This window comes from Nocardia sp. MDA0666, from assembly GCF_003023875.1.
Taxonomy (GTDB): Bacteria; Actinomycetota; Actinomycetes; order Mycobacteriales; family Mycobacteriaceae; genus Nocardia; species Nocardia aobensis.
The window spans coordinates 55330-76114 of record NZ_PYHT01000020.1; the positions used below are offsets into that span (position 1 = coordinate 55330).

Sequence of the window (20785 nt, forward strand, 5' to 3'; positions counted from 1 at the left end):
CCGCGGGAGCTTGCGATGGCCCCACCTGCCGGCTGCCGTCCCGATATCGTGTTCACCCGGCTGGTGCATGCTGGAGTTATGTGTCTGGTGTTGATCGGGTGGCGCGCGCATCCGGAGTATCGGCTGATTGTGGCGGCCAATCGGGACGAGTTCTACACGCGCCCAACCGAATCGATGCGGTGGTGGCCGGAGCGGCCCAATCTGCTGGCCGGACGTGATCTGGGAGCCCCGAACGGCGTGCCGGGCACCTGGCTGGGACTCGTCCCCGAGGCCGGTCGTTTCGCGACCGTCACCAATGTGCGTGGCCCGGCCGAGAAGCGCATCGATGCCCGCTCCCGCGGCGCTCTGCTGATGGATTACCTCACCGGCTCCGCGGCACCGGAGAAGTTCGTTCGCACCGCTGCGGCCGATCTGGACGACTACAACGGTTACAACCTGGTCGTCTCCGATCTGGAGACGCTGTGGTGGCACAGCAATCGCAGCGAGGCCACTCCGCTGGCCCTCCCGCCCGGAGTGCACGGGCTGTCCAATGCCGCCCTGCTCGGCTCGGCCGCACCCGGCTCCGAACGGCCGACGGGCATCGCGGATCGTCACACCGCCGAAAGCGTGGGCGGCGTGCACACCGACACCGGTGCCACGGCGTGGCCGAAGGTGCGCGACGGCGTGCGCGCGCTGGGCGCGGTGATCGGTTCCCCGGCGGTGGAGGACTACTTCGACGTCTTGGCCGACCGCACCATCGCACCCGATGCCGAACTACCGCGCACCGGATTGTCGCCGGAGCAGGAACGCTCGGTATCGGCCCGCTTCGTCGCCAACGACTGGCACGGAACTCGCTGCAGCACAGTACTTTTGGTGCGCGAGGACGGGCGGTTCGAGATCGCCGAACGGTCCTTCGCGGAATTCGGGAAACCGCTCGGCGAGGTGAGTTACACGGGTCGGCTGCGGATGCGCACGGCCTGACCGCCGCAACGACAAGCCCGACGACAACGGCCCGCCTTCCGCGAGGAAGACGGGCCGTACACGTCCCGGAGCCGGCTGATCACCGGCTCCGTGCCGCGAATTACCTGGGCTGGTTGGCCTGCTGCGGCTGACCGCTGGCCGCCGCCATGGCCGCATCCGACCACTGGGTGCTGCCGTCGGCAGCCTGCATGGTGTTGACCAGCTCGACGCCCGCGGCGACGAGAGCAGGGCCGCCCACGGCGACGGTGCCCACGATGCCGCCGACGCCCGCGCCGGTGACCAGACCCGGGATGCAGCCCGCGACGATCGTGACGACACAGCCGATCACGGCGCCGATGGCGGTGCCGACGAAGCCACCGATCGCGGTCGCCAGACCGAACTTGGTGGCGAAGTCGCTCATCGCGCGCTGGTTCTCGATCGGCGAGGCGACGTCCTTGGCGACCAGAACCGGCTTATCGGCCTGGATCGGCGTCTGCTGGTCGGCCTTGGTCTCCGCGACCGCGGCCACGGGGGCGGCGGCAACCGGCTTGGTCAGGTCGACATTGCCCGGCTTGTCCGGGGTCAGCTCGAGCACCGTGCCGTTGTCCTTGAGCACGGGCTTGATCGGAATCTGAACGCCCGCGATCCGGTAGTCGATCGGCATCTCCAGGGCGACATTGCCGGCCTGATCCTTGATGTCGACGACCTGCTGCTTCTGATCAGGAGTCGCGCCGTGCTTCTCCACAAGCTCGAACGTGCCGTTCTTGAGCTTGGTGACGACCGTCTTGTCGACCAGTTTGGTGGAGTAATCGATCCCCGGCTTGGCGTCGGCGGCCGGAGCCGGGGCTGGTGCAGGGTCGGCGTTGGCAGTTCCCAACGCCACGGTCATTGCGCCGATGACCATAGCGGCGACCGCAGTACCTCTGCGGAGCTTCATTCGGTTTTCCAATCCGTCATCAGGGTTTGCCGCACGCAACTTCTCCGCGAGAGCCCACGCATCCGTCAGGCCATCAACCCCGACTTCAAACCTGACGGACCTCCCCGAGCAGTGTGAAGGTGCACACAGCAAGCAGGACGAGGTGAGCTTAGTCGAATACCCCGACCGAAAGCGAGAATTGTTATGTGCCCTAACAATTAAGGACCGATTCGCCAACTGTTCGTCTTTGCGGCGAGTAAGCCTGACCTGGCTCGAACACCGGATTTGCCGGGATTTACCGTGTCAGACGACCGCGACCACGGCAAAACCGCAGGCCAACACGTGAGAACGGTCACACCCTGAGTACGGTTGGACCCCACAACCTGGGATAGACCACTCGTGCATCATACGATGGACAGATAAGTTACCGGCGGGTAACTTACTGCCCGTTACGATACGAGCAACCGACGGCGACCCCAGCCCGGTCGCCGGAATGCTCGTGGAACCGAAGGAAGGTCGCGACATGAATGCCCTGACAGTGACGCTGGGCACGATTGGAGCGGTGCTCAGCCTGGTGTGCTGGGCGTCGTTCATCGGCGGCGCGTGGAAGATCTTCAGCGCGATCAGGGTCGGGCAGCCGGCGCCGGATCGTTGGCGACCGTTCTTCCCACGCCTCAAGACGATGCTGGTCGAGTTCATCGCGCATACCCGCATGAACAAATTCCGCACCGTCGGCTGGGCGCACTGGCTGGTGATGGTCGGCTTCATCACCGGCGCCATCCTGTGGTTCGAGGCGTACGGGCAGACGTTCGACCCCGAATTCCATTGGCCGATCATCGGCAACTGGGGTGTGTACCACTTCTGGGACGAGCTGATGGGCATCGGCACCGTGGTCGGCATCCTGACGCTGATCACCATTCGCCAGCTCAATCACCCGCGGGTACCGCAGCGCCTGTCGCGATTCAGCGGTTCGAAGTTCGGACCCGCCTACGTGATCGAAGCGATCGTGCTGATGGAAGGCCTCGGCATGATCTTCGTCAAGGCCGGCAAGATCGCGCTGAACGGCGAGGGCAATCCGGCGACGGACTTCTTCACCATGCGGGTCGCCGAATTGCTGCCCGCCAACGCGACCATGGTGTCGATCTTCGCGTTCATCAAGCTGATGTCGGGCATGGCGTTCCTCTATTACGTCGGTCGCAACATCACCTGGGGCGTGGCCTGGCACCGGTTCTCCGCCTTCTTCAACATCTACTTCAAGCGCGAGGACGACGGCGGCGTCGCCCTGGGTGCGGCCAAGCCGATGATGTCCAAGGGTCGCGCCCTGGATATGGAGAACGTCGACCCCGATACCGACACCCTGGGCGCCGGCCGGATCGAGGACTTCTCCTGGAAGGGCTGGCTGGACTTCACCACCTGCACCGAATGTGGTCGCTGCCAGAGCCAGTGCCCGGCCTGGAACACCGGTAAGCCGCTCTCGCCGAAGCTGCTGATCATGTCCCTGCGGGACCACGGTGCGGCCAAGGCTCCGTACCTGCTCGCCGGTGGCCGCAAGGATATGGGCGGCGACGAGGTCGGCCTGGTCGACGCCGAGGGCAAACCGAACGAGGCCGCGCTGGCGAAGATCTCGGAGGCGGCCAAGGCCGAGGCCGAGCGTCCGCTGGTCGGCGGCGAGGATGTCAACGGCATCATCGATCCCGAGGTGCTGTGGTCCTGCACCACCTGTGGCGCCTGTGTCGAGCAGTGCCCGGTGGATATCGAGCACGTCGACCACATCATCGATATGCGTCGCTACCAGGTTCTGATCGAATCGGAATTCCCCTCCGAGCTGGCCGGCCTGTTCAAGAACCTGGAGAACAAGGGCAACCCCTGGGGTCAGAACGCCAAGGACCGGCTGAACTGGATGTCGGAGCTGGACTTCGATATTCCGGTATTCGGTCAGGACGCCGAAAGTTTCGACGGGTACGAGTATCTGTTCTGGGTCGGCTGTGCCGGCGCCTACGAGGATCGCGCCAAGAAGACCACCAAGGCCGTCGCGGAACTGCTCGCCACCGCCGGCGTGAAATTCATGGTGCTGGGTGCGGAGGAAACCTGCACCGGTGACTCGGCTCGCCGCGCGGGTAACGAATTCCTGTTCCAGCAGTTGGCGATGCAGAACATCGAAGCGCTGAATTCCGTCTTCGAGGGTGTGGAGCCGTCGAAGAAGAAGATCGTCGTCACCTGTGCGCACTGCTTCAACGCGCTCAACAACGAGTACCCGCAGGTGGGCGGTACGTACGAGGTCGTGCACCACACCCAGCTGCTCAACCGGCTGGTACGGCAGCGCAAGCTCGTGCAGGTGAAGCCGGTGTCGGAGAAGGTCACCTACCACGACCCCTGCTACCTGGGCCGGCACAACAAGATCTACAACGCGCCGCGTGAGCTGATGGCCGCCTCGGGCGCGAACGTCACCGAGATGCCGCGCCACGGCGAGCGGTCCATGTGCTGTGGCGCCGGTGGTGCCCGCATGTGGATGGAGGAACAGCTCGGTAAGCGAGTCAACCTCGACCGGACCGACGAGGCCCTGGCCACCCTGGACGGCGGCAACTCGCCGTCGCTGATCGCCACCGGCTGCCCCTTCTGCCGTGTGATGCTCACCGACGGTGTGACCGCGCGCAAGGATTCCGGCGAGGTCGGCCAGGGCGTCGAGGTCGTGGACGTCGCGCAGCTGATGCTGCAGTCGATCGACCGGGTCGAGCCGGCGGCACTGTCGGAGAACCTGAAGGTGATCCAGCAGCCCAAGGCTCCCGAACCGGTCGCCGAGACCGCGGCACCGGCCGCCGAAGCGGCAGCCGCACCGACGGCCGAGCCCGAGCCCGAGGCCCCCGCCGAGCAGTCCGCCCCGGCCGCCGGTAAGGGTCTGGCGATGAAGGGCGGCGGCAAGGCGCCCGGCGGTGGCGGTCTGGCCATGAAGGGTGGCGGTAAGGCACCCGGCGGCAAGGGTCTCGCCATGAAGGGTGCCGCGAAAGCACCGGGCGCCAAGGCGACTCCGGAGCCGGAGGCCGCCGAGGCGAGCGCGGAAGCACCCGCGGAGGCTCCGGCCGCCAAGCCGGGCGGTCTGGCCATGAAGGGCGCCGCCAAGGCACCCGGCGGCAAGGGCCTGGCGATGAAGGGCGCGGCGAAAGCACCGGGCGCCAAGGCGACCCCGAAGCCCGCCGAAGCCCCGGCGGCCGAGGCGTCCGCTGCCGAAGCGCCAGCGGCCGAGAGCACCGAGGCGCCGACCGCCAAGCCCGGCGGCCTGGCCATGAAGGGCGCCGCCAAGGCACCCGGCGGCAAGGGTCTCGCCATGAAGGGCAAGGCCAAAGCTCCGGGCGCCAAGCCCGCGAGCGAAGCCCCGGCCGAAGCCGAAGCCGAGGCTGCCGAGGCGCCCGCCGCCGAGACCGCGCCTGCAGAGGCTCCTGCGGAAACCGCCACGTCCACCGGCCCCACCGAGACCAAACCGACGGTGGCGCCGAAGGGTCTGGCGATGAAGTCCGGCTTCAAGCGCCCCGGCCCCAAGGCCCCGGGCGCCGCGAAGCCCGCCGCTGCCGAATCCGCCCCGGCGGCAACGGAATCCGGCAACGGTGCGGCACCGGCCGATACGGCTGCCGGCGAAGCAGCCGAGGCCGAGGCCCCCGCGACCGAGCCGGCGTCCGCATCGGAGGCACCGGAGTCGACGGCGACCGCCACCGGCTCCGCCGACAGCGGCAACGGTGAGGTCCAGCCCCCGACCGCAAAGCCGGGTGGCCTGGGCTTCAAGTCCGGAGCGAAGGCTCCGGGCAGCCGCAAGAAGTAAATTCGCCACACCGCGTAGGGGCGCTGCCGACACCGGCGGCGCCCCTTCGTCGTATCCCCTTTTCCCTGCCGACGACGGCAATCGGCTCGAGGTGTCGTCGGTGTGCGGTGGGTTCACCGATAACGCCGAAGGCCGGCCGCTGCTCGAGCGACCGGCCTTCGATGGTGCGTGGCGTAACTCCCTAGTTGCCCGCGGTGTCCTTGGCCCACTTGCTGGTTCCGGGGGCGGCCTGCAGGGTGTTGATCAGATCCAGTCCCGCGATGCCGAGGGCCGGTCCACTGACGGCGATGGTGCCGAGGATGCCGCCGACGGCCGTGGCGATTCCGAATTGCGTGGAGAAATCGTTCATCGCGCGCTGGTTCTCGAGCGGCGAGGCGATCGGCTGGACGGCGACCGGATGGTCGGTGGTCATCGTCTTCTGCGGCGTCAGTTCGAGGACGGTGCCGTCGTTCTTCACCGCCGGCTTCACCGGAACGGCGACGTCGTCGACCCGCACATCGGTGGGCAGCGAGACCACGGTGGCACCGTGGGAATCGGTGACGGAGTAGGACTTTTCGTCCTGCGCGAGCCGGAAGGTCCCCCCTTGCAAGGTCGTGACGACCGTCTTGTCCACGAGTTCGACCGAGTACCTGATCCCGGTCTGCTCCGGCGTGGGAGCCGGGTCGGCTCCGTCATCGAATCTCGGCGCTCGCCCCCTCGACGAGCGCCGTCACACCTGCGGGTTGGCGGTGAATTCGCTTGGAGCTCAGCGCTTTCGGCCACACAGGCGGGTCGATGCTACGCGCACGCCCACCAGGGAAGGAGCCCCCAGTTCTGGGGGCTCTCACAATGCACGGTGTGGCGAATCGGGTTGCGGCACAGCCGGACCGCGATCCGCCGGAGCGGACCTACTTGTCGTCGGCCCATTTCGTCGTGCCGGGCGCGGCCGACAGCGTGCCGATCATGTCGAATCCGGTGATCGCCAGCGCTGGTCCGCCGATCGCGATGGTGCCGAGGATACCGCCGATGCCGGCCCCCGCGACCGCGGCCGGAATGCAGCCGACACCCAGCAGCGGCAAGCCCAGAATGCAGCCGGTGACACCGCCGACGATGGCGCCGACCGCGGTGCCGAGGAAGGTGCCGACGGCGGTCGCGACACCGAAGTTGGTTTCGAATTCGTTCATCGCGCGATGGTTTTCCATCGGCGACGCGATCGGCTGGACGGTCACCGGCTTGTCGACGGTGACGGTGCGCTGCGGCGTCAACTCGAGGACGGTCCCGTCGTTGCGGACCACCGGTTTCACCGGCACCTCGGTCCCGGCGACGCGCACTTCGGTCGGGAGTGAGACGACGGTGGCGCCGTGGGGATCGGTGATCGCGTAGGACTTGCCGTCCGCGGCGATCCGGAAGGTGCCGCCCTGCAGGGTGGTCACCACGGTCTTGTCGACGAGTCTCATGGAGTACTTGATCGCGGCCGGTTGGGGCGCGGCGGCCGGTTCGGCGTGCGCGGCAACGGTTCCGGCGGTGACGGCGCCGACGACCAGTGCGGATATCGCGGTAAGGCGCTGGAGCTTCATCCGGCAATCTTAAACGTCTTCATGTCACAAAAGGGTCAAATCTGAAGAAGGTACGTTCCGGATCTGATTTTCGCACCCGTGTTCCGAATCCGGGTCCGCCCCCGACAGGTAACGAGGCGGACCCGGATCGGCAGCGGCGAGGACCGGTCTGCGGGTTCAGTCCTCGCCGCCTCTTCCCACCGCCAGCGCCGTCGTGACGACTATCGAAAGGGGTGGAAGTTCCAGGCCGGACCCCGGCGCCACGATCCAGTGGCAGCCCTCGCGGGTCCATCGGCCCAGGCTGGTGGGCATCATGATCTCGCCGCCGACGGCCGGGATGCCGATATCGAGACGCTGCAGAATGTCCGCGACCTGCCCACCGGGCCGGCTGTCGGGGAACACGAGGAAGCTCCACCGCACGCGCCGGGCCAGTACGGGCCCGCATCCGCCGTGCTCGGTGAGGGATCGGCACACCGCTTCGGCGCGGTCGGCCGGCAGATGCACGACACCGACGGTGCCGGTCACCGGCAGCGTGACGAATCCACCACGCTGGATACATGTCAGACCGGCGTGATGCCGATAGAACATCACCCAGTCGTCGGCGGTTCTGAGCTTCTCGACGTTCACAGTTTCCCGACCTTCACGGCGACTCCCTCGATATCTTCAAGGCTCCCGCCACTGCGACGTCTCCGAAACGCCCCCACGCGCGCTCTGCACTGCCCTTTCACTGCCCAAACCGCCGGGACCAGCCAATTCCCGTGTACCAGCTCGGTTTCGGATGTGGCCGTGCTCACCGTCCCCTCGTACTCTGGAGACGAGTTCGCGCGGAAGGGGACATCGTGGTCCGGCAGTGGTCAGGTAAGGAAGCCCGTGCCCTCCGCGATGCCAAACGCATGAGCATCAGGGAGTTCGCGGCCCATCTGGGAGTTCACGAACGCCTGGTGTCGAAATGGGAGGCGGGCGGCGCCCGGGTGCATCCGCGCCCGGTCAACCAGGCCGCGCTGGACACATCACTCGCCAGGTCCGACGAAGTCGTGCGGGCGCGGTTCGCGGCCATGATCGATCAGCCCGTCATCGATCGGCCGGGACCGGAATTCGAGGTGCGTCAAGGTCATTCGGCGCACAGCAAGTATTCGAGCGACGCGGAACTTTTGGCACTCGTAGACGCCGGTGCGATGAGAGGTGATGCGTTAGCCGAGATTTCGGAGAGGGATCTGATCATGGCGGCTGCCCACGAAGCCAGCGAGCACGCCGGTCGCGCCGAGGCGAGTAATGTCGGCGCCTCCGCGCTGGAACAACTCGACGCCGATGCCACCCGCATCGCCAGGGAGTACGTCCACGTGCCGCCGGTTCCGATGATGGTGGAGATGCTGCGGGTGCGCCGGCGGGTGTACCGGTTGCTCGAGGGCCACCAGAAGCCCGCGGACACAAGCCATTTGTATCTGCTGGCCGGCACGCTGTCGGGTCTGCTGGCCAACGCCAGTACCGATCTCGGACATCTCGACGCCGCCGGGGAACAGGCCCGCGCGGCCTGGGCGTACGCGGAACTGTGCGGCCACAACGGATTACGCGCGTGGACGCGCGGCATGCAGGCGCTGATCGAATACTGGTCCGAACGGCCGCGCCGGGCGGTGGCACTGGCGCAGAACGGTCAGCAGTACGCGGATTCGGTGACCGCGAAGGTCCGGCTGCACAACATCGAGGCGCGGATCTGGTCCAAACTGGGTAGCGCCGCCGACGCCGAACGCTGCATCCGCGCCGCCGAGGCCGCGCGCACGGGTACCGGGACCGACGAACTGCACGACGAAACCGGCGGCGTCTTCGGCTTCCCGGAGGCCAAGAGCCATTACTACGCGGGCGCCACGTACATCCACCTCGGCCAGGCCGAGCCGGCACTGGCCGAAACCCTGCGCACCATCGAGTTGTACAGCGGCGGCCCGCGCGAACAGCGGTCCTACGGGGCCGAGGCGCTGGCGCGGGTGGACAACGCGGCGGCCCAGTTGATCAACGGCAGTCTCGACGGCGCCGGGGACGCCCTCAGTCCGGTACTCGAACTCTCCGAGGACCGCCGCATCGCGCAACTCGAGGAACGGCTCACCGGATTGCGCCGCCGCATCGCGACCCCGCGCTTCCGCGACGCGGTCGAGGCGCGGCGCCTGGACGAACGGATCGAGGAGTTCTGCGGCACCACGGTCGCCACGGGGATGCTGCCGGCCAATCCGCCCACCTGAACGGCGGCCCCACGGCGCCCGATGTGACCGGCACAACGCCGATGTGGCGCGGTGGCGATGCCTCGGATATGGAGTTGCGGGGCGGTGGCACCATTGAACAGGTGAGCCCTACCAGTCAGTCACCGCATCAGCCGCCCCGGGTTCTGGAGCAGTCCCTGAAGCTCCAGAACGTTCTCTACGAAATCCGTGGGCCGGTGCACGCACATGCGGCGCGACTGGAGGCCGAGGGCCATCGCATCCTGAAGCTGAACATCGGCAATCCGGCGCCGTTCGGTTTCGACGCGCCCGATGTGATCATGCGCGACATGATCGCCGCGCTGCCGTACGCGCAGGGCTACTCCGAATCCAAGGGCATCCTGCCCGCGCGCCGCGCGATCGTGACCCGGTACGAGCTGGTCCCCGGCTTTCCCGAGTTCGATGTGGACGACGTCTATCTGGGCAACGGCGTCTCCGAGCTGATCACGATGACGATGCAGGCCCTGCTGAACAGCGGCGACGAGGTGCTCATCCCCGCCCCGGACTATCCGCTGTGGACCGCGATGACCAGCCTGGCCGGCGGCACAGCCGTGCACTACCTGTGCGACGAATCCAACGGCTGGCAGCCGGACGTGGCCGATATCGAATCCAAGATCACCGACAAGACCAAGGCGCTGCTGGTGATCAACCCGAACAATCCGACCGGCGCGGTGTACTCGTCGGAGGTGTTGCAGCAGCTGGTCGACCTCGCTCGCAAGCATCAGCTACTCCTGCTCGCCGACGAGATCTACGACAAGATCCTCTACGACGACACCAAGCACATCTCGCTCGCGAGCCTGGCTCCCGACCTGCTGTGCCTCACCTTCAACGGCCTGTCCAAGGCCTATCGCGTGGCCGGATACCGGTCGGGCTGGCTGGTCATCACCGGTCCGAAGGAACACGCGGCCGGATTCCTCGAGGGCATCGACCTGCTCGCCTCCACCCGGCTGTGCCCGAACGTGCCCGCTCAGCACGCGATTCAAGTGGCGCTGGGCGGCTACCAGAGCATCGAGGATCTGATCCTGCCCGGCGGGCGGCTGCTCGAGCAGCGCGATGTGGCCTGGGAGAAGCTCAATATGATCCCCGGCGTCTCGTGCGTGAAGCCGAAGGGCGCGCTGTACGCGTTCCCGCGGCTGGATCCCGAGGTCCACGAGATCCACGACGACGGCAAACTGGTGCTCGACCTGCTGCTTCAGGAGAAGATCCTGATGGTGCAGGGCACCGGTTTCAACTGGCCGCAGCACGATCATCTACGCATCGTGACGCTGCCGTGGGCCCGGGACCTCGCCGTGGCGATCGAGCGCTTCGGCAACTTCCTCTCCAACTATCGCCAGTAGTCGGGGCCGGGACGAGCCAAAACAAACCGGGAGTTTGGAAAAGTAGGTTTTTGAAGACTTCACTGGCGCAAACTTCGAACTTTTGTGTACAGTAGTCCTCGGCACTCACAGTGCCCGGCCGAGCCGCCTACCCCCCTGGGTCGCTCGGCCCTGGATTCGACCGCCTACCCCCCTGGGCCGTCGGATCCCTTTCGGGCGGCGGAGACATCCCCCTGCTCTCCGCCGCCCGCTCCCCCGCTGTCCCGCCCCTCCGCATATTCAGGCCTGGTTCAGGTGCGGGGTTCTTTGCTTCGGCGACCGGCGGAGGGTCGATTTGGTTCTGTTAGCCCGTGCCCGGTGAGTTACCCATGTTCTTGCGTGATCAGGTGTGCGGTTTGAATACGGCCAAAGCACCCAGAGACGTGGTACAGGCTGCTGTTGAAAATACTTTCCTTTAAGCTCGCTGCGGTGAGCGAGCATCATCATCACCATCATGACCATTCCGGGCCTATTGCTATCGGGGCTACGGCGGCTCGGGTGGTGGTGGGGATGCTCACCGCGGTCGGGGTGATCGTCGTGATCGCCATGATCTGGCTGTGGCCCAGCCGGCAGCATGTGGATATTCCGTTGCCGATGCAGAACGGCGGCGGTGGGGCGGTGCAGACCGAGGCCGGCACCGTGGCGATGCAGGATATGGGGCCGTGCGGTAGTCCGTCGAACGGGCGCGCCTTTCCCGATACTCCGCAACCGCCGCCGACGAAATCCTATACCTGCCAGCGCAGTCTGGTCTCGATCGATTCGGGGCCGAACAAAGGCAGCCGGACGCTGCTCGAAATCGCGCCGGGGCCGGGACAGCCGGATTTGCATGCGGGAGACCACATTCGGCTGGTTCGGCAGGACGATCCGAGCGGCACCACCATCTATTCCTTCGACGACTTTTCGCGCGGAATGCCGCTGTTGCTGATCACGCTCGTCTTCGTGGCGGTCATCGTGGTGGTGGCGCGGTGGCGCGGATTGCGCGCGGTGCTCGGCCTGGTGTTCGCGTTCGGGGTGCTGGTCGTATTCCTGCTGCCCGCCCTGCTCGACGGGAAGCCGGCGATACCGGTCGCCCTCGTATCGGGAGCGCTGATTCTCTACGCGGTCCTGTATCTGGCGCACGGCGTCAATCTGCGGACCAGTTCGGCGTTGCTGGGCACGCTCAGCGCGATGGTGCTCGCGGCGGTGCTGTCCTGGGTCGCGCTGGAGGTGACTCATCTGACCGGACTGTCGGAGGAGCAGAACACCAACGTCGCGACCTATATCCAGCACGTCAGCATTACCGGCCTTCTGCTCGCGGGCTTCATCATCGGCTCGCTCGGTGTGCTCAACGACGTGACCATCACCCAGGCCTCGGCCGCCTTCGAACTAGCCGCCCTCGACGAAGAGGCGACGCGGCGTGAGATTTTCGCGGCCGCCATGCGCGTCGGCCGCGACCACATCGCCAGTACGGTCTACACGCTGGTCCTCGCCTACGCCGGCGGTGCGCTGCCGCTGCTGCTGATGTTCTCCGTCGCCGGTCGCTCCATTCGCGACGTGCTGACCGGTGACGCGGTGGCCATCGAGATCACCCGTTCCGCGGTCGGCGGCATCTGCCTGGCGCTGTCGGTTCCCTTGACCACCGCCATCGCGGTCCTGCTGGCCCGCCCGTTCGGCCGGAGCGCCGACTTCGACGACTACGAGCCCGAACCCGTGCCCCGCCGTGCCTCCGTGCCCGCGGGCCGCCGCCGGGCGGAGAGCGCCGCGGAAACCACCGGCAGCCACCGCCGAGTCGCCGCGCGCGGCGAGACCGCGGGAAGCCGCCGGCGCGTGGACGGCCCGGAGAACAGGGCCGGCCACGACCACGCCGACCACCGCGGCGGACCCAACACGGGTAGTCATCGCCGCGTCGAAGGACGTCCAGCCGAGCCGCCTGCCCGTCGACGCACCGCCCCCTCGTCCGATGCGACCGGGGGCCGACGCCGCGCCGACGACCGCCGCGCCGACACCGGCGGCCACCGGCGCACCGATGATCGCCGGACCGATACGGGCAGTCACCGGCGTATCGATGATCGCCGAACCGATACCGGCAGTCACCGGCGTATCGACGCCCGAACCGGAGAGCCGACCGGCGGCCACCGGCGCGTCCCGTCCGGCCGCCCCCACGACGACCCCCGGCCGAGCTGGCCCACCCGTCCGCCGCGACCGGACGCGGACCGCCAACCCCGGAACGACCCGCAACCGCGCAACCGATCGGCTTGGCCCACAACAGGTTACGAGGAATGAGCGAGTGATCTGCCGGCGGTCATCACTGCCGCGACCACGATCGCGAAGGCCGCGATCACCGCGGTGGTAGCCCAGCCGAGCCGGCTCACCGCGGCCGCACCGAAGGCGGTGCCGGCGCTGCCCCCGACGAAGTACACGGCCATGTAGGCGCTGTTGAACCGGGCGGGTGAGCCCGGGGCGATGGCCAGCACCGTGCTCTGATTGGCGACCTGCGCCGCGAACAGGCCCGCGTCGAACAGACCGAGGCAGACGAGGGCGAGCACCGTATTCGACAGGGCCACAGCGAGTGTCACGGCGGCGGCACCGGCGACGACGAGACCCACCAGGATGACGCGACGCGACCCGACCCGATCCGTCCACGCCCCCGCGATGCGGGTCGCGGCGACACCGGCCAGTCCGGCGAACGCGTACAAGCCGATTCGCTCGGACGAATAGGAGAACGGCGGCTGCGACAGGGCCGCCGCGAGCCCGGCCCACACCGTACAGAAGGCGAAGAACCACAACGCGCCGCGACCGGCCGCCGACCGCAGCAACGGATAGCGGGTGAACAGTCCCGGCAGCTCGCGCAGCATCGTCAGGTACCCGGAGGCCACCGTGGCCGTCGCGGCGGGCAGCACGAAACGGGTGGCCACCGCGAGTGCCACGCAGGCCGCCGCGAAGACGAGCAGCATGCCCCGCCAGCCGATGAGGTCGGTGAGCCAGCCGCCGACGATGCGGCCGGCCAGTACTCCGGCCGAGATCCCGGCCGTCACCGTCCCCAGCACCGTCGCGCGCCGGTTCGGTTCCGCGAAACGCCCTGCGACGGAGCTCATCTGGGCACCCACCGAGGACGCCGCACCGACCAGCCCGATCACCGGGCCGAGCAACCACACCACCCCCACCGCGGCGCCGATCGCCGATGCCGCGGCGAGCGCGGCGAACTGCAGCGAAACCACCGTCCGAGGTGGATGTCGGTCCACCAGCGGAACCAGGAGCGCCAGCCCGAGCAGATAGCCGACCGGCCCGCACGCCAGTGCGATCCCCATTTCCGCGACCGATGCGTGCAGTGAGCCTGCCACTGCCGCCATCCCCGGCTGCAGCACATACATGGTGGCGGTGCCGAGTCCCGCCCCCACCGCCATGAGTCCGACGACGGATGTGCGCAGCACCGGGTCACGGGTATCGGTCAGCAGGTCGTTTTTCATGACCACGACGCTAGGAACCGCTCCCGGCGGGTGCTGGCGCTAATCGGACGCGACCGTAGGCGCTCACGGCGAGAGCGTGAAAGGCGCACTCGTCCAAGTTGTTCAGTCCGGAAGCAGGCCCATCGCCGTGAGGATTCGGTCCGCGTAGCCGGAATCGATGGTCTCTCCACTGATCAGCAACCGGTAGTAGAGCGCGCCGTAGATCAGATCGATGGCAGTGTCCGGGTCGAAGCCGGCGGGAAGGCTACCGGCGGATCGGGCCTCGCCGAGGAGTTCGCCCACCTCGGCCCGCCGCCCCGCGATGAACCGATCCCGCAGCGCCGCAGCCAATTCCGGGTCGTGTTGCGCCGCGGCCACCAAGGCCACGAAGGGGCGCCGGGCGTCGGGATCGCTCATCAGCGTCGCCACCCGGCGGACCGTCGTGCGCAGACGGACCAGGGCATCGCCTTCGGCGGGGACGCTCATCCGGTCCGCGAAGGCGTCGGTGAACGCATCCATCAGGACGGCCGCCTTGGTGGGCCACCAGCGGTAGATGGTGTTCTTGCTGACTCCCGCGTGGGTGGCTATCTCGTCCACACTCAGCCCCGGCAGTCCGCGGTCGGTCAGCAGGTCGCGGGCCGCCGCGAGCACCGCGCGCCTCGAACGCTCACTGCGCGGCCGTCCAGGACCACGCGACTGTGTCATCTCGACCATGGCGCAAGTCTAGCGTTTTGGATACGATACGAGCAGTATCCTAATTAACCGCAGATGAGAGGCATATGATGGCGACAGACAAGGTGTGGCTGATCACGGGAGCCTCCTCCGGATTCGGATTCGCGCTGACTCGCGCGGTCGCGTCCGCCGGCGGCCAGGTCGCTGCGACGGCCCGCGATCCCGAGCGCGCGCGGGCCCTGCGGGAGTTGGCGGCCGAGCATCCCGAACGAATCCTGGTCGCCCCGCTGGACGTCACCGACGCCGAGCAGTCCCGGCAGGCGATCGCGGAGGCGAAGCAGGCCTTCGGACGGATCGATGTCGTGGTGAACAACGCCGGCTACGGGGTTTTCGGTGCGCTGGAGGAGATTCCGGACAGTGACGTGCGCGCCGTATTCGAGACCAATGTCTTCGGATCGCTCAACGTCGTGCGCGCCGCGCTGCCGGTATTGCGCGAGCAGCGGAGCGGTCACCTCGTACAGATCTCGTCGGTGGCCGGTGTCGCCGCGCCGTCACCGGGGCTGGGCCTTTATGCCGCAACCAAATTCGCGGTCGAAGGCATGAACGAAGGATTGCTCCGGGAGGTCGCCCATCTCGGCATCGGTGTGACCATCGTCGAGCCCGGCATGTTCGGCACCGGTTTCGTTGCGTCACTGGGGATTACACCCACCGCCCATCCGGACTACGGCGACAGCGTCCGGGCGGCCTACGACCGTTTGTCCACGCTGGATCCCAGCGTGTACGGCGATCCGGACGACGCCGCGCGGCAGATCATCGCCGCGGTCGAATCCCCCACGCCTCCGCTGCGACTGCCGATCGGCCGGGACGCGATCGCCGCGATTCGCGCCAAACTGACGGGGGAACTCGCCGCCCTGGACGCAGTGGACAGCGCCACGGCGAGTGTCGGGTAGTTGCCGGATCGCGGTACGTCGCATCGGCTCGAAATCCGGGGTGGCAGGTGCGCGAGAATGCCGCTAAGGTCGTTGCGTTCCATCGGCACGGTGCCGGTGGAGTTCTTCAACGGGGGTGGGCCACATGGCATTCCGTAAATCGACGATTCAGAAACAGCTGGCCGAGAAGCTGACGGAATTCGCTCCTCCGGGTGAGCAGATGCAGCTGGCCTTCCAGGCGATCACCGGCCCCAGCCCGTGGGTGGACGATCTGCCCTACGTGCGGTTCGCGATGCTGTTCGTGCGCAAGTACTACTTCGTGGTGCTGACCAACACGTCGGTCGTCATCGTCGAGGCGAACAAATGGTCGGGCCGGCCCGCGAGCCTGGTCTGCGCCGAGCATTTCAGCACGGCCATGTTCACGGAGATGAAGATCAACCCGCTCTGGTCGAGGGTGTACTACCGCATGCCGCACACCGGAGCGCCCGAACGCCTCAACGTGCATCGCCGCTGGCGCGAAGAGCTCGACGCGCTGGTGTCGCGACTCCCGCAGTTGGCGAATCTGGCTGCCTGAGAGCAGGCGGGTTCATCGCCGCCACTTCCGCGAATCCGATTGCAGGGAAATGATCTTCGCGTCCTCGCTGTCGGTCGTGTTTGCGCCCGAATCCGTCGCGGTACGTCCGGAGTCCCCGGGCCCCATTTCGCGCGTCCAGAACGGAACGACGTGCGGGTTGTGACTCGGGGCGATGGTCGTGACCACGTACTCCGCTTCACGCAGCGGATATGGTCCCCACACACCGCTCGGACACGCCCCTGCATGGACGCCGCAGGAGGCAGCGGTGGTGACGATCGCCCAGTGCGAGAACAACTCTCGATTGTCACGCTCCGCCATCACCTACTCCGCTCAGGTTCGTCGCGTACCACGCGGGCGGCGAGGTAGTGATCCCAGAATTCACGGCGAACCACATCCCACAGATCCGCCAGATCCGGACGCAGCTCCCGCGCGGCGGCGAGATCAGTGCCCGGCGGAAAGGAGTCCTCGGTGTTGCTGACTATGTCGTGCACATCGAGAATTTCGATGCCACCGCGTCCGTGCCGCCACGTCGCGCGCAGCCCGCGCACTTCGGTGATGCGGGTCGTCATCCGGCACCGCACCGATCCCGGCACCACCGCAACCCGAGTTCTTCGAGATCCAGACGCTCCCTGATGTCGCGAACATCCACCGGCAAGGGAATGGTGTCGGATTGCCCGGCCGGCAACGGCATCCGGCGCGGACATGCTTCCGGAAGTCGCACGCCGACCGCAACCCGAACCAGGCATAGGATGCCGAAGCACAACCCGACCATCAGTATCAGGTTCATGTCACCGCATTCCCTGTGCTGCAACGCATTCCCGGACAGCCGTAAGTACGTCGCCCGCCAGGGGACGGTAGTCACCGACGGGGGCATCGGTCCACAATCGGTACACATCCGACTGCAGAAATCCCGGAGAGGGCAGCGCGATCTCGGCATTCACACCGGCGATGTCGACGTAGTGCCGAAACATCTCGGCGTGCAGCAGCGGATCGGTCAGATCGGCATCGGCGGGAAGAGTGAGAAAGGTCCACCGCATCGAGCGCGGATGAGCGATGATCGGCCCGGCCGATCCGGACATGTCGACCAACCGCCCCCGCACCCGCGCCCCGAGCACACTCGGCATCGTCAAGGCGGCCAACGCCTTTCCCGCGCGCACGACCAGCCGCCCCGACCCCGGATGCACCTCGGCATCCAACCCGAACGCGCGCCGGTAGATCATCGCCCAGTTCTGCGGAGCACTCTCCGCACCTGCAGGTACATCGTTGAGCACATCAGTCATCGCTCCCTCGATTCGAATAGGCAAATGGACGGCCGTTTCGTTGCTGAACACGCTGTGAGGCAAGTCGATTCGTAGTTGCCCGGCCCGCACTTCAGCTCCGCGGACAGTTGACTGGTGACTCGCCGGTGAGATCCGGCCGCGTGGAACCCCTCTATGACACACCGGAAATCGCATCCGGTCACTCCGAATCGGAGTCTCCGTTTGAAGTTCTCCGAAAGCCCTGCAGACTCTCCACACCAGATGAGAGCATTTCACCGAAGCGGAGAATTCATCGTCCCCGAAACGGAGATTCCATGTCAGACCCGCAGCGCGCTACCGGATCAACTCTTCCGCGGCGGCAACTGGGCCGTTATCTGGTCGAGTGGCGCACACGCGCCGGGTACACCCAGGTGCGCGCGGCTCAACTGCTGGAGATGGGTGCGACAAGCCTGAACCGCCTGGAGAAGGGCGAGGTCGGTCGAATCAAATCGATTGTCATCCAGGCTATCTGCGATCTCTACGGCATACCGTCGGACCTCACGGTTGCTCTGAAAGGACTTGCCCAGCAAGCCAACGTGAAGTCTTGGTGGCACCAGTACGGCGACCTGATCCCGAACAATTTCGATGTCTACGTGGGTCTCGAAACCGCTGCCGGCCGAATCATCACCTACCAGCCCGACTTGATTCCAGGCCTACTTCAGACAGCCGACTACAACCGCTCTCTGGTTCGGTCGATCTGGCCTGACGAGGAACCTGAACAGTGGGAACAACGAGTCCAGATAAAAACTCAACGGCAGACTGCCGTCACCAGAAAGACGCAGCCGGTACTTCTCGACGTTGTGATCGGCGAGGCGGCCCTGCGTCGCGTCGCGGGCAGTCACTCGATCATGGCCGCTCAACTGCGCTACCTTGCCGACATCGGCACACGAGACAACGTCTCCGTACGCATACTCGGGTACGACGCCGGTTTCCCGGACGGGATATCAATGCCCCCGTTCGTAGTTCTTACGTTCGGAGAAACCCCGACCGGTGAACAGCTCGAGCCCCCCGTGGTCTTTCTCGAGGGCGCTGTTGGCGACATGTACCTTGAGAAGGAAGACGACGTGCGGCTTTACCATCGGCGGTACGACAGCATCAGGGCTGCGGCCTTGGATGAGACGGTGAGCAGGAACCTGCTTCGGCGGGTGGCAAGGGAGCATGAGCAGCGTGAACGTTGACCTATCTGGCGCGAAGTGGTTCAAGAGCAGTCGCAGCCAGGGCGGCAAGGAGTGCGTCGAGGTCGCCTTCCTCGACCACGGCATGGTCGGCGTCCGTGACAGCAAGAACCCCTCCGGTCCCGCATTGATCTTCACCCCCGGCGAATGGAATGCCTTCGTCGGCGGCGCGAAAAGCGGCGTGTTCGATCGAGCGTGAGCGTCCGGCACCCACCATGTGTCAGGACTCTGCGACCTCGACCAGCTGCTTGCCCAGATTGCGGCCCTCGAAGACGGCGCGCAATGCGCTCGGCGCGGATTCCAGTCCCCTGCTGACGGTTTCGGCAATGGTGATCGCTCCCTGGGCCTGCCAGTCGCGCAATGCCGTGAAGGCTTCCGGAAAACGGTCGAGGTAATCGAGGAAGATGAACCCTTCCATGCGCGCCCGGTCCAGTGCCAGCCTCATATAGTTCCGCGGCCCGCACGGCGGATCGGCACCCTCATAACCGGACGAGATCGCCCCGGCCAGGACGACACGTGCGCGGGGGGCCAGGTGCGCCAGACCGTATTCGAGAATACGGCCGCCGACACCGTCGAAGAAGACGTCGACACCGTTGGGGGCGAGATCGGTCAGACGGGCATCGATATCGTCGTGCTTGTAGTCGAGGGCGGCATCCAGACCCGCGTGGTCGATGATCCAGGAGCACTTCTCCGGGCCGCCGGCGATTCCGATGACCTTGCAGCCCAATGCCTTCGCTATTTGCCCCGCGATGGACCCGGTGATACCGGCCGCCGCCGAAACCAGCACCGTCTGACCGGGCTCGGGACGGCCGACATCCGTCATACCGAAGTACGCGGTCAGACCCGGCGGTCCGAACAAACTCAGCATCGACGTAGGCGGCACACCGTCGGGCACAAGGTTCAACCCGAACAACCCGCCCGCAGACCGAACGACGTAGTCCTGCCATCCCACCATTCCCGCGACCCAGCTACCCACCGGAAAATCCGGGTCGTTCGAGCGAACCACCTGGCCGACACCACTGCCACGCATCACCGCGCCGATCGGCACGGCGTCGATATAGTTGTCGGACTCGTTGAGCCAGCCCCGCTGGGTGGGATCTATTCCCAGCCAATGCACGCGAATCAGGGCCTCACCGGGCCCCGGAACCGGCACCGGCACATTCCTCAACTCGAAATCTTCGTCCCGCAGTGCCCCGACCGGCCGTCGTCGCAACATCCACTGCCTGTTCACCGCGTCCACCACCGGGCGATAGTAGATCGCCCGGCACCCGCCACTCGACTCCTTTTCCGCCCGCGCGACAGCGCACGACATTCGATTGCTGCTCGAGCGGTCGAAGTCGAGCTCGCCCGTCGCGGCTTGGCCTTCATCGACAGACGTGCTACTGAAAACTGTTCGTGTACAACTCGTTTCGTGGCTTTGCGCGTGACGCCAATTGGGCGCATGGTCTACAGCTGAACCCCTCCGGCTGTCGTAGCCTCGAGGTAGCTTCGCGTTGATCGACGATCTGCGCGCGCTACTGTCCGGCCCGGACGGAAAAGTCGAGTTCCAGGCCGCGATGACGTACGTGATGACAGTCGGCGACACCGCCGAAGCCGATCTGGTGCCCGTGATCGACCAACTCGGACCACCAGCGAAGGAGATATTCGTGACCACAGCAGAACGGCTCCGCGCAGAGGGCGAAGCACGCGGCGAGGCACGCGGCGAGGCACGCGGCGAGGCACGCGGCGAGGCACGCGGCGAGGCACGCGGCCGCGCAGAAGCACTGATCGAACTGCTCACCCTCAAATTCGCTCCACTACCCACGCACATCACCGAGACCGTCCACTCGGGCACCACCGAGCAAGTACACACCTGGACAGCACGCATCCTCACCGCGACCACACTGGACGAAATCTTCACCTGAGCCCGC

The 20785-nt window shown here is 66.6% G+C and carries 19 protein-coding genes and 1 pseudogene; 10 read left to right on the forward strand and 10 right to left on the reverse strand.

The window, feature by feature from the left end; all coding sequences use genetic code 11:
* Window positions 1-15 precede the first annotated feature (15 nt).
* Window positions 16-960, forward strand: a complete 945-nt coding sequence (locus C8258_RS24190) for an NRDE family protein (RefSeq protein ID WP_369974809.1) — start codon at window positions 16-18, stop codon at window positions 958-960.
* Window positions 961-1060: 100 nt separating this feature from the next.
* On the opposite strand, the gene C8258_RS24195 is transcribed toward C8258_RS24190, so the two are convergent.
* Complete coding sequence (locus tag C8258_RS24195) at window positions 1061-1915, reverse strand: hypothetical protein (protein WP_233225307.1); 855 nt, start codon at window positions 1913-1915, stop codon at window positions 1061-1063.
* Between the two features lie 463 nt (window positions 1916-2378).
* Here C8258_RS24195 and C8258_RS24200 point away from each other — a divergent pair, with 463 nt between their 5' ends.
* A complete protein-coding gene (locus C8258_RS24200; RefSeq protein WP_106957197.1) occupies window positions 2379-5666 on the forward strand; it encodes a (Fe-S)-binding protein in 3288 nt (1095 codons plus the stop codon).
* A 181-nt stretch (window positions 5667-5847) separates the two neighbouring features.
* On the opposite strand, the gene C8258_RS24205 is transcribed toward C8258_RS24200, so the two are convergent.
* The 3 genes from C8258_RS24205 to C8258_RS24215 form a co-directional block, all read right to left on the reverse strand.
* Complete coding sequence (locus C8258_RS24205; protein WP_233225308.1) at window positions 5848-6279, reverse strand: hypothetical protein; 432 nt, start codon at window positions 6277-6279, stop codon at window positions 5848-5850.
* A gap of 274 nt (window positions 6280-6553) precedes the next feature.
* Window positions 6554-7222: a hypothetical protein gene (locus C8258_RS24210; protein WP_106957144.1), complete on the reverse strand. Its 669-nt coding sequence runs from the start codon at window positions 7220-7222 to the stop codon at window positions 6554-6556.
* Between the two features lie 156 nt (window positions 7223-7378).
* A complete protein-coding gene (locus C8258_RS24215; RefSeq protein WP_039781483.1) occupies window positions 7379-7828 on the reverse strand; it encodes a hypothetical protein in 450 nt (149 codons plus the stop codon).
* A 266-nt stretch (window positions 7829-8094) separates the two neighbouring features.
* Between C8258_RS24215 and C8258_RS24220 the strand changes: the two genes are divergently transcribed.
* The 3 genes and pseudogenes from C8258_RS24220 to C8258_RS24230 all read left to right on the forward strand — a co-directional run.
* Window positions 8095-9432, forward strand: a complete 1338-nt coding sequence (locus C8258_RS24220; protein ID WP_083871332.1) for a hypothetical protein — start codon at window positions 8095-8097, stop codon at window positions 9430-9432.
* Window positions 9433-9524: 92 nt separating this feature from the next.
* Window positions 9525-10784, forward strand: a complete 1260-nt coding sequence (locus tag C8258_RS24225; protein ID WP_369974811.1) for a pyridoxal phosphate-dependent aminotransferase — start codon at window positions 9525-9527, stop codon at window positions 10782-10784.
* A gap of 447 nt (window positions 10785-11231) precedes the next feature.
* A pseudogene (locus C8258_RS24230) lies at window positions 11232-12455 on the forward strand (YibE/F family protein); the annotation flags it as partial.
* A gap of 596 nt (window positions 12456-13051) precedes the next feature.
* On the opposite strand, the gene C8258_RS24235 reads toward C8258_RS24230, so the two are convergent.
* Window positions 13052-14248 carry an MFS transporter gene (locus tag C8258_RS24235; RefSeq protein ID WP_233225309.1) on the reverse strand — a complete coding sequence of 399 codons (1197 nt, stop codon included), beginning with the start codon at window positions 14246-14248 and terminating at the stop codon, window positions 13052-13054.
* 102 nt (window positions 14249-14350) lie between these two features.
* Window positions 14351-14941, reverse strand: coding sequence for a TetR/AcrR family transcriptional regulator (locus C8258_RS24240; protein WP_106957145.1), 591 nt, complete (start codon window positions 14939-14941; stop codon window positions 14351-14353).
* Window positions 14942-15006: 65 nt separating this feature from the next.
* On the opposite strand from C8258_RS24240, the gene C8258_RS24245 reads away from it, so the two are divergent.
* Together C8258_RS24245 and C8258_RS24250 are read left to right on the forward strand one after the other, a co-directional pair.
* Entirely contained in the window at window positions 15007-15849 is an 843-nt protein-coding gene (locus C8258_RS24245) for an SDR family NAD(P)-dependent oxidoreductase (RefSeq protein WP_233225310.1), read from the forward strand.
* A gap of 124 nt (window positions 15850-15973) precedes the next feature.
* The gene (locus C8258_RS24250) at window positions 15974-16402 is read left to right on the forward strand and encodes a hypothetical protein (protein ID WP_146161320.1); all 429 of its coding nucleotides are present in this window, start codon (window positions 15974-15976) and stop codon (window positions 16400-16402) included.
* 12 nt (window positions 16403-16414) lie between these two features.
* On the opposite strand, the gene C8258_RS24255 is transcribed toward C8258_RS24250, so the two are convergent.
* The 3 genes from C8258_RS24255 to C8258_RS24270 all read right to left on the reverse strand — a co-directional run bounded on the left by C8258_RS24255 (window position 16415) and on the right by C8258_RS24270 (window position 17682).
* Window positions 16415-16720: a hypothetical protein gene (locus C8258_RS24255; RefSeq protein WP_106957147.1), complete on the reverse strand. Its 306-nt coding sequence runs from the start codon at window positions 16718-16720 to the stop codon at window positions 16415-16417.
* A complete protein-coding gene (locus C8258_RS24260) occupies window positions 16720-16971 on the reverse strand; it encodes a hypothetical protein (protein ID WP_106957148.1) in 252 nt (83 codons plus the stop codon). Before C8258_RS24260 ends, C8258_RS24255 begins: the two co-directional genes overlap by 1 nt.
* Before the next feature lie 219 nt (window positions 16972-17190).
* Complete coding sequence (locus C8258_RS24270) at window positions 17191-17682, reverse strand: hypothetical protein (protein WP_146161321.1); 492 nt, start codon at window positions 17680-17682, stop codon at window positions 17191-17193.
* A gap of 293 nt (window positions 17683-17975) precedes the next feature.
* Here C8258_RS24270 and C8258_RS24275 point away from each other — a divergent pair, with 293 nt between their 5' ends.
* Window positions 17976-18878: a helix-turn-helix transcriptional regulator gene (locus tag C8258_RS24275; protein WP_106957151.1), complete on the forward strand. Its 903-nt coding sequence runs from the start codon at window positions 17976-17978 to the stop codon at window positions 18876-18878.
* Complete coding sequence (locus tag C8258_RS24280; protein ID WP_063001311.1) at window positions 18868-19074, forward strand: DUF397 domain-containing protein; 207 nt, start codon at window positions 18868-18870, stop codon at window positions 19072-19074. Before C8258_RS24275 ends, C8258_RS24280 begins: the two co-directional genes overlap by 11 nt.
* A 21-nt stretch (window positions 19075-19095) precedes the next feature.
* On the opposite strand, the gene C8258_RS24285 is transcribed toward C8258_RS24280, so the two are convergent.
* The gene (locus C8258_RS24285) at window positions 19096-20118 is read right to left on the reverse strand and encodes an NADP-dependent oxidoreductase (protein ID WP_199195837.1); all 1023 of its coding nucleotides are present in this window, start codon (window positions 20116-20118) and stop codon (window positions 19096-19098) included.
* A 250-nt stretch (window positions 20119-20368) separates the two neighbouring features.
* Between C8258_RS24285 and C8258_RS24290 the strand changes: the two genes are divergently transcribed.
* Window positions 20369-20779, forward strand: a complete 411-nt coding sequence (locus tag C8258_RS24290) for a hypothetical protein (RefSeq protein WP_106957153.1) — start codon at window positions 20369-20371, stop codon at window positions 20777-20779.
* The last annotated feature ends 6 nt before the right edge of the window (window positions 20780-20785 follow it).